Source organism: Streptomyces sp. NPDC017936, assembly GCF_044328485.1.
Classification (GTDB): Bacteria; Actinomycetota; Actinomycetes; order Streptomycetales; family Streptomycetaceae; genus Streptomyces.
The window spans coordinates 160,133-166,323 of sequence record NZ_JBIRHK010000008.1 but is presented as its reverse complement, the minus strand read 5'-3'; the positions used below and the strand labels follow the sequence as shown (position 1 = coordinate 166,323).

General features: G+C 70.1%; 6 protein-coding genes and 1 tRNA gene. 6 read left to right on the top strand and 1 reads right to left on the bottom strand.

The window, feature by feature from the left end:
• Nucleotides 1–198 precede the first annotated feature (198 nt).
• Nucleotides 199–612 (bottom strand): SsgA family sporulation/cell division regulator, encoded by a 414-nt coding sequence (locus tag ACH4F6_RS18555; RefSeq protein ID WP_004002642.1) that lies wholly within the window; start codon nt 610–612, stop codon nt 199–201.
• Between the two features lie 192 nt (nt 613–804).
• On the opposite strand from ACH4F6_RS18555, the gene ACH4F6_RS18550 reads away from it, so the two are divergent.
• From ACH4F6_RS18550 to ACH4F6_RS18525, 6 genes are all read left to right on the top strand, one after another.
• Nucleotides 805–1,263: a TIGR02611 family protein gene (locus tag ACH4F6_RS18550; RefSeq protein ID WP_397961274.1), complete on the top strand. Its 459-nt coding sequence runs from the start codon at nt 805–807 to the stop codon at nt 1,261–1,263.
• Nucleotides 1,264–1,342: 79 nt separating this feature from the next.
• Nucleotides 1,343–1,414, top strand: a tRNA-Val gene (locus tag ACH4F6_RS18545).
• Nucleotides 1,415–2,410: 996 nt separating this feature from the next.
• Entirely contained in the window at nt 2,411–3,700 is a 1,290-nt protein-coding gene (locus tag ACH4F6_RS18540; RefSeq protein ID WP_397961273.1) for an extracellular solute-binding protein, read from the top strand.
• Nucleotides 3,701–3,714: 14 nt separating this feature from the next.
• Entirely contained in the window at nt 3,715–4,671 is a 957-nt protein-coding gene (locus tag ACH4F6_RS18535) for a carbohydrate ABC transporter permease (protein WP_397961272.1), read from the top strand.
• Nucleotides 4,668–5,543: a carbohydrate ABC transporter permease gene (locus ACH4F6_RS18530; RefSeq protein ID WP_397961271.1), complete on the top strand. Its 876-nt coding sequence runs from the start codon at nt 4,668–4,670 to the stop codon at nt 5,541–5,543. The genes ACH4F6_RS18535 and ACH4F6_RS18530 overlap by 4 nt, the downstream gene beginning before the upstream one ends.
• A gap of 10 nt (nt 5,544–5,553) precedes the next feature.
• A complete protein-coding gene (locus ACH4F6_RS18525; protein WP_397961270.1) occupies nt 5,554–6,153 on the top strand; it encodes a hypothetical protein in 600 nt (199 codons plus the stop codon).
• Nucleotides 6,154–6,191: the final 38 nt, after the last annotated feature.

Here is a 6,191-nt window from a genome sequence, read left to right as displayed (position 1 = left end):
CGCGGCGTGGGGGGCCGGGTGCGGGGCGGGGCGGGGGGCGCCGCGCGGTTGCCAGCGCCGCGTGCCCCCGGGGGGCGGGGGGGGGCCCCCCCCGGGGCCCCCGGGCCCCCCCCCCCCGACGCATGCCCTATGCGGTTGTTCCGGCCCGAGCCGTCTCCCCGAGTGGACGGCGCCGGGCGGCTCTGTGGGGGTCTCGCCCTAGCTTTCCGCCAGGATGTGCGAGAGCTCCTGATCGAGGTCGAAGTGACGGTGCTCCGTGCCCGGGGGCACGGCCGCGTCCGTGCGCTTCAGGAAGGACTCCAGGGCCCGCGCCGGGGCCTCGAGCAGGGCCTCCCCCTCGGGGGAGCTCAGGGCGATGCACACGACGCCCTGACCGTGGCTGCGCGACGGCCAGACGCGGACGTCGCCGGTGCCGGTGGGCCGGTGCAGGCCCTCCGCGAGGAGGTCGCGGGCGAACACCCACTCGACGGTCTCCTCGGCTCCGGTGTGGAAGGTGGCGTGCACGGCGTAGGGGTCGGCCGTGTCGTACCGCAGGCCTGCGGGGACAGGCAGGGAGGACTCGCTCGACACAACGAGGCGCAGGTGCAGCTCGCAGCTGACCGTGGTGTTCATAAGCGCCAGGGCCTTTCGCTCAGTGTGCGCTCGGGGATTCGCACGTCGGCGAAATCGACATGCCACCTACGGTGCCGTTGTAAACCCCTCTGCGTGTTTTGTGTGCGTTTACGTAACTCTTCCGGCGGAGAGATCGTTCGGGAAGTACCACCATCACGGTGACACGAATCTCTTCAGGTAGGGTTTGGCCGTATGAATACGGGGAGTGACGAGCCGGGCGAGGTCGCCATGGCGGCGGACGACGAGAAGGCCGACGGGGCGGCGCAGGAGCAGGCCCAGGGGCTCGGCTCCCGGGCGCCCGAGTTCATCAAGTCGCGCCGGATCCTGCACCTGAGCTGGCAGGTCGGGATCTTCGTGGTCGGTCTCGCGGTGGTCGTCGCCGGCATCATCATGCTGCCGCTGCCCGGACCCGGCTGGGTCGTGATCTTCGGCGGCATGGCGATCTGGGCGACCGAGTTCGTCTGGGCCCAGCTGGTGCTGCGCTGGACCAAGCGCAAGGTCACCGAGGCGGCCGCGCGGGCCCTCGATCCGAAGGTCCGGCGCCGCAACATCGTCCTGACCTCGATCGGCCTCGTGATCATCGCGGCGATCCTGGGGGTCTACCTGTGGAAGTTCGGCTTCGAGATGCCGTGGAAGATCAAGGACCAGTGAGCCGCGGCCGGGGGTGCCGGAGGCGGCCGACCGCGGTCACAGGCACCCCCTGACATGGGGTAATGTTCTTCCTGCGCCCGGGCGATTAGCTCAGTGGGAGAGCGCTTCGTTCACACCGAAGAGGTCACTGGTTCGAACCCAGTATCGCCCACCCGGCACGGCGGCCCGTCTGCGAGACAGCAGACGGGCCGCCGTCGTGTGCGGGCGGTCCCTCCCTCCGGGACGTCCGTACGGCCCGTGTCGACCACCTGCACGGGGCTCGCTCCACCGTGGACGGCTCCCGCCCGGGGCTCGCTCCGCCGCGAAGGGCTCCTGCGCGTGACGGACGGCCGGTCGCCGTGTGTGCCGGTCTCGGGACGGCCGGTCGCCGTGCGTGTCGGTCTCCGGACGGCCGCCGTCGTTCGCGCCGGCCCCCTCCGGTACCCGGTGATCGGACCCGGTGCCCGGTGCCCGGTGACCGGACCCAGTGCTCGCGCGACCGGATCCGCTGTTCGGACCGGGCGCCCGGTGGCCCCACCGTCTGGCCGACCGCTGCGACCGACCGCCGGCCCTCGTGGCTGATCCCCGCGCGGAGACCCCGTGCGGCGCCCCCGCGCAGCTGATCCTCGAGTGACGACCCGCGTGGCGATCGACGACCCGCGTGGTGATCCCGCGAGGCTGCCCCGAGTGACGGGCCCTGCGGTCGGCTCCCGTTCTCCGCTTCCCGGTGTCGAGGTCCGACCGGGCCGGTTCCGGCCCCGGTGCAAGCATCCTCGCCCCGATCCCTCCTCGCCCCGGCTTCTCCCCGGTCTCAGCGCTTTCCGCGTCTCAGCACTTCCCGCCCCCTACAGCACCTCCCCTCCCCGGTGCCGCCCTGCCTCCGCCACCCCTCCGGCCCCGCCGCACCAGGCGGATTCCGGCCGCCCGCCACGACCGTGCGGCCCGCCCGCCGCTGTCCGGGCGGCCGAACAGGCGTGCCCGACCTGCGCGTTCGCCCCGCCGAGGACAGGACGCCGGTTCCGCGGCGCCCCGCCGGCCCACGACCACCGGTCGAGAAATTCCTGTCCGAATCATTGACGCTCCCCCCACCCCCTCGTACCTTGTGCCAGCAAGCGCTTTCTTGAAACGATTCATGCAAGCGGCAACGACGCTGCGGGGAGGCCGGGCTGTGGGAACCAGCAGGAATGTGGAGAGGCGAACGATCCTGAAGGCGGCGGGGGCCACGGCGGCGACGCTCGGCCTGGCCGCGACCACGGGCTGCGGGGGGAACGACGGCACGTCCTCCGACGGGACGGTGACGCTCCGTTATGCGTGGTGGGGTGGCGAGCCGCGCACCATCGCCATCAAGAAGACGATCGCGCTCTTCGAGAAGAAGTACCCGAAGATCAAGATCAAGCCCGAATTCACCGACTACGAGGCGTTCTGGGAGAAGTTCCAGACCCAGGCCTCCGGCGGGAATCCGCCGGACGTTTTCCAGAATGCGGTCGGCTTCCTGCGTAAGTACGACAAGCGTGGTGTTCTGCTGGACCTCAAGTCGCAGGCGGACGCGGGGAATCTGAGCCTGGACAACTTCCGCAACGGCGTCCTGGCGAACGGCCAGGTCGACGGCAAGCAGATCGCCGTCCCCGTCGGCGCCAACACCATGTCGCTCGTCATCGACCTCAACGCGTTCAAGAAGGCGGGCGTCGAGGCGAAGTTCGGCTGGACCTGGGACGAGTACTTCGACGCGCTGCAGACGATCCAGGACAAGCTGAAGATCGCCGGCGACACCGGCTACTTCAGCATCATGTACCTCTACGACCTGTACCTGCGCCAGAACGGCAAGGCCTTCTTCACCGACTCCGACCTCGGGTTCACCGAGGACGACCTGACGCAGTGGTGGGAGGACGGCTACAAGCGCGTGAAGTCCGGGCTCGTCGCCGATCCGAAGAAGGTCGAACAGGTCAAGCCCAAGTCCGCGCTCTCCGCGGGGCTCGCCGCGTCCGAGTTCACCTGGGACAACTTCTCCATCCGCTACCAGGGCGAGGGCGAGTCGGACTACGGCCTCGCGCCGATCCCCACCCAGGACGGCAAGAACACCGGCCAGTACCTCGGTTCGCTGATGCTCAGCGCCTTCTCCGGGACCAAGCACCCCGAGGAAGCGGCGCAGTTCATCGACTTCATGGTGCACGACCCCGAGGTCGGCAAGATCATGGGCTACGACCGCGGCATCCTCGCCACGACCGAGCAGTACGAGGCGTTCACGCCCACCGACGACAACAACAAGGGCGTCAAGGCGTACGAGGAGGAGGTCGCCGCGGCCGGCGTGCTCGGGAAGATCACCCCGCACCCGTCCGGCGCCGACGTCATCGAGGCGGCGTTCCTGCGGCTGGGCGGTGAGGTCGCCCAGGGCAAGTCCAAGCCGTCCGCCGCCGCCAAGGCGCTGTTCAGCGAGGCCAAGGCCGCGTTCGCGGGCTGAGGGGACGTACCACCATGACGCTCGTCAAGGAAGCGCCCGCGCGCCCGGCCGGGAAGCGGTCCGCCGCCCCCGCCGCCGGGCGGCGCGGGCGGCGCCGCGAGAACCTCGCCGGCTATCTGTTCATGTCGCCGTGGATCGCGGGGTTCCTGCTGCTCACGGCGGGGCCGATGATCGCGTCGCTCTACTACGCGTTCACCAGCTACAACCTGTTCACGCCGCCCCAGTGGGTGGGGCTGGACAACTTCACGACGATGTTCCAGGACCCGCGCTGGCAGAAGTCGGTGCAGGTCACGCTGAAGTACGTCGTCGTGGCCACTCCGCTGAAGCTGCTGCTCGCGCTCGGCGTCGCGCTGCTGCTCGCGCAGAAGCGGCGCGGTCAGGGCCTGTACCGGGCCGCTTTCTACATGCCCTCGCTGATCGGCGCCAGCGTCTCCGTGGGGTTCGTGTGGCGGGCGCTGTTCTCGGACGACGCGGTCGTGGACCGTACGCAGAAGATCTTCGGTCTCGACGTGGGCGGCTGGATCGGCAACCCGGACTACGTGATCTACGCCCTGGTGGCCCTGAGCATCTGGCAGTTCGGCGCGCCGATGGTCATCTTCCTGGCCGGTCTCAAGCAGGTCCCGCGGGAGCTGTACGAGGCCGCCGAGATGGACGGGGCCGGACCGCTGCGCAGGTTCTGGAACGTCACGCTGCCGATGATCTCCCCGGTGCTGTTCTTCAACGTGCTGCTGGAGTCCATCCACGCGTTCCAGGTGTTCGGCTCCGCGTACGTCGTCTCCGACACCCGGTGCGGGCCCGCCGACGCCACGCTCGTCTACACCTGCTACCTCTACCAGAAGGGCTTCAAGGAGGCGCAGATGGGCTTCGCCTCCGCGATGGCCTGGACGCTGGTGGTCGCGGTGGCGCTCGTCACGGCGGTCCTGTTCTGGTCGCAGAAGAAGTGGGTGCACTACGAGGAGGCCGCCAAGTGACCACCGCCACCAGTCCTGCCGTGCGCACCGCGAGCGAGCGGCGGCGCACGGGATCGATCGCCTGGCACGTGGGCGCGCTCGCCGTCCTCGCGGTCGTCCTGTATCCCGTGGTCTGGGTCGTCGGCGCCTCGTTCAAGCCGAGCAAGGACATCATCGCCAGCCTCGACCTGCTGCCCGCCAAGCCGGTCTGGGCGAACTTCTCCGGGCTCGCCGACGGCATCTCCGGCATCTCCGTCAGCAGCTTCTTCGTGAACTCGCTGATGTACGCGGTCCTCGCCGTGGTCGGTGTCGTGGTGTCCAGCTCGCTGACCGCGTACGCCTTCGCCAAGATCCGGTTCGCCGGCCGGAACCTGCTGTTCACGCTGATGATCGGCACGCTGCTGCTGCCGTACCACGTCCTGCTCATCCCGCAGTACGTGATGTTCCGCAACCTGGAGCTCGTCGACACGCTGGTGCCGCTCGTCGCGGGCAAGTTCCTGGCCACGGAGGCGTTCTTCGTCTTCCTGATGGTGCAGTTCATGCGCGGGCTGCCGCGGGAGCTGGACGAGGCCGCCAAGCTCGACGGCTGCGGGCACCTGAGGACCTACTGGTCCATCGTGCTGCCGCTGTGCCGGCCCGCCGTCATCACCAGTGCCATCTTCACCTTCATCAACGCGTGGAACGACTTCATGGGGCCGTTGATCTACCTCAACACTCCTGAGAAGTACACCGTCTCGCTCGGTCTGATGATGTTCCGCGACCAGGAGGGCATCTCCAACTACGGCAGCATGATCGCGATGTCGCTGGTGGCGCTGGTGCCGGTCATCGCCTTCTTCATGGCCTTCCAGCGCTATCTCATCGACGGCATGGCGACGTCCGGACTGAAGGGCTGAGGCGGTCACCATGGCGCAAGCACGCGTGAAGGACCGCTCCCCGCGCAGGGAGTCCGTGTTCGGCGAACGCTTCGCGGTCTTCGCCGAGTGTCTGCTCACCGGCGTGTGGATCGCCGTGGCCTGTCTCGGCGTCGTCACCTACCCGGCCGCCTTCGCCGCCGGCGCACGGCATCTGCGGCGCCGCACCCGTCACGAGGACGGCGGTCTGCGGGAGTTCGTCGCGGACTTCCGGGCGGCCCTGCGCGGCGGCTGGGCCGTCGGGCTCGCCGGGTGGGCGGCGGGCGCCGCCGCCTGGGTGGACGTCCAGGCCGTGCGGGCCGGGCTGCCCGGCGGTCCGTTCGTCGGGGCCGTCGGTCTGTTCGCGCTGATCGGGCTGGCCGTGGCCCTGCTGCGGGCGGCGGCCGTCTGGACGCCGGGCGCCTCCTGGCGGGCGCTGCTCGCGGACGCCGGGCGCCGGACCGTGCTCGATCCCGCCGGGTCCTTCCTGGTCGTCGGCGGGCTGGGCGTCGTGGCGCTGTCCGCCCTGTTCACCGCGCCGCTGGCGGTCCCCGTCCTGGGGGCCGTCGCGGCGGCGGCCGTCGCCGTCGAGGAGCGTCACCGGCACCGCTGACGGGCGGTGCCCCCTCTCCGGTCCGGCGCCCGGCGCCG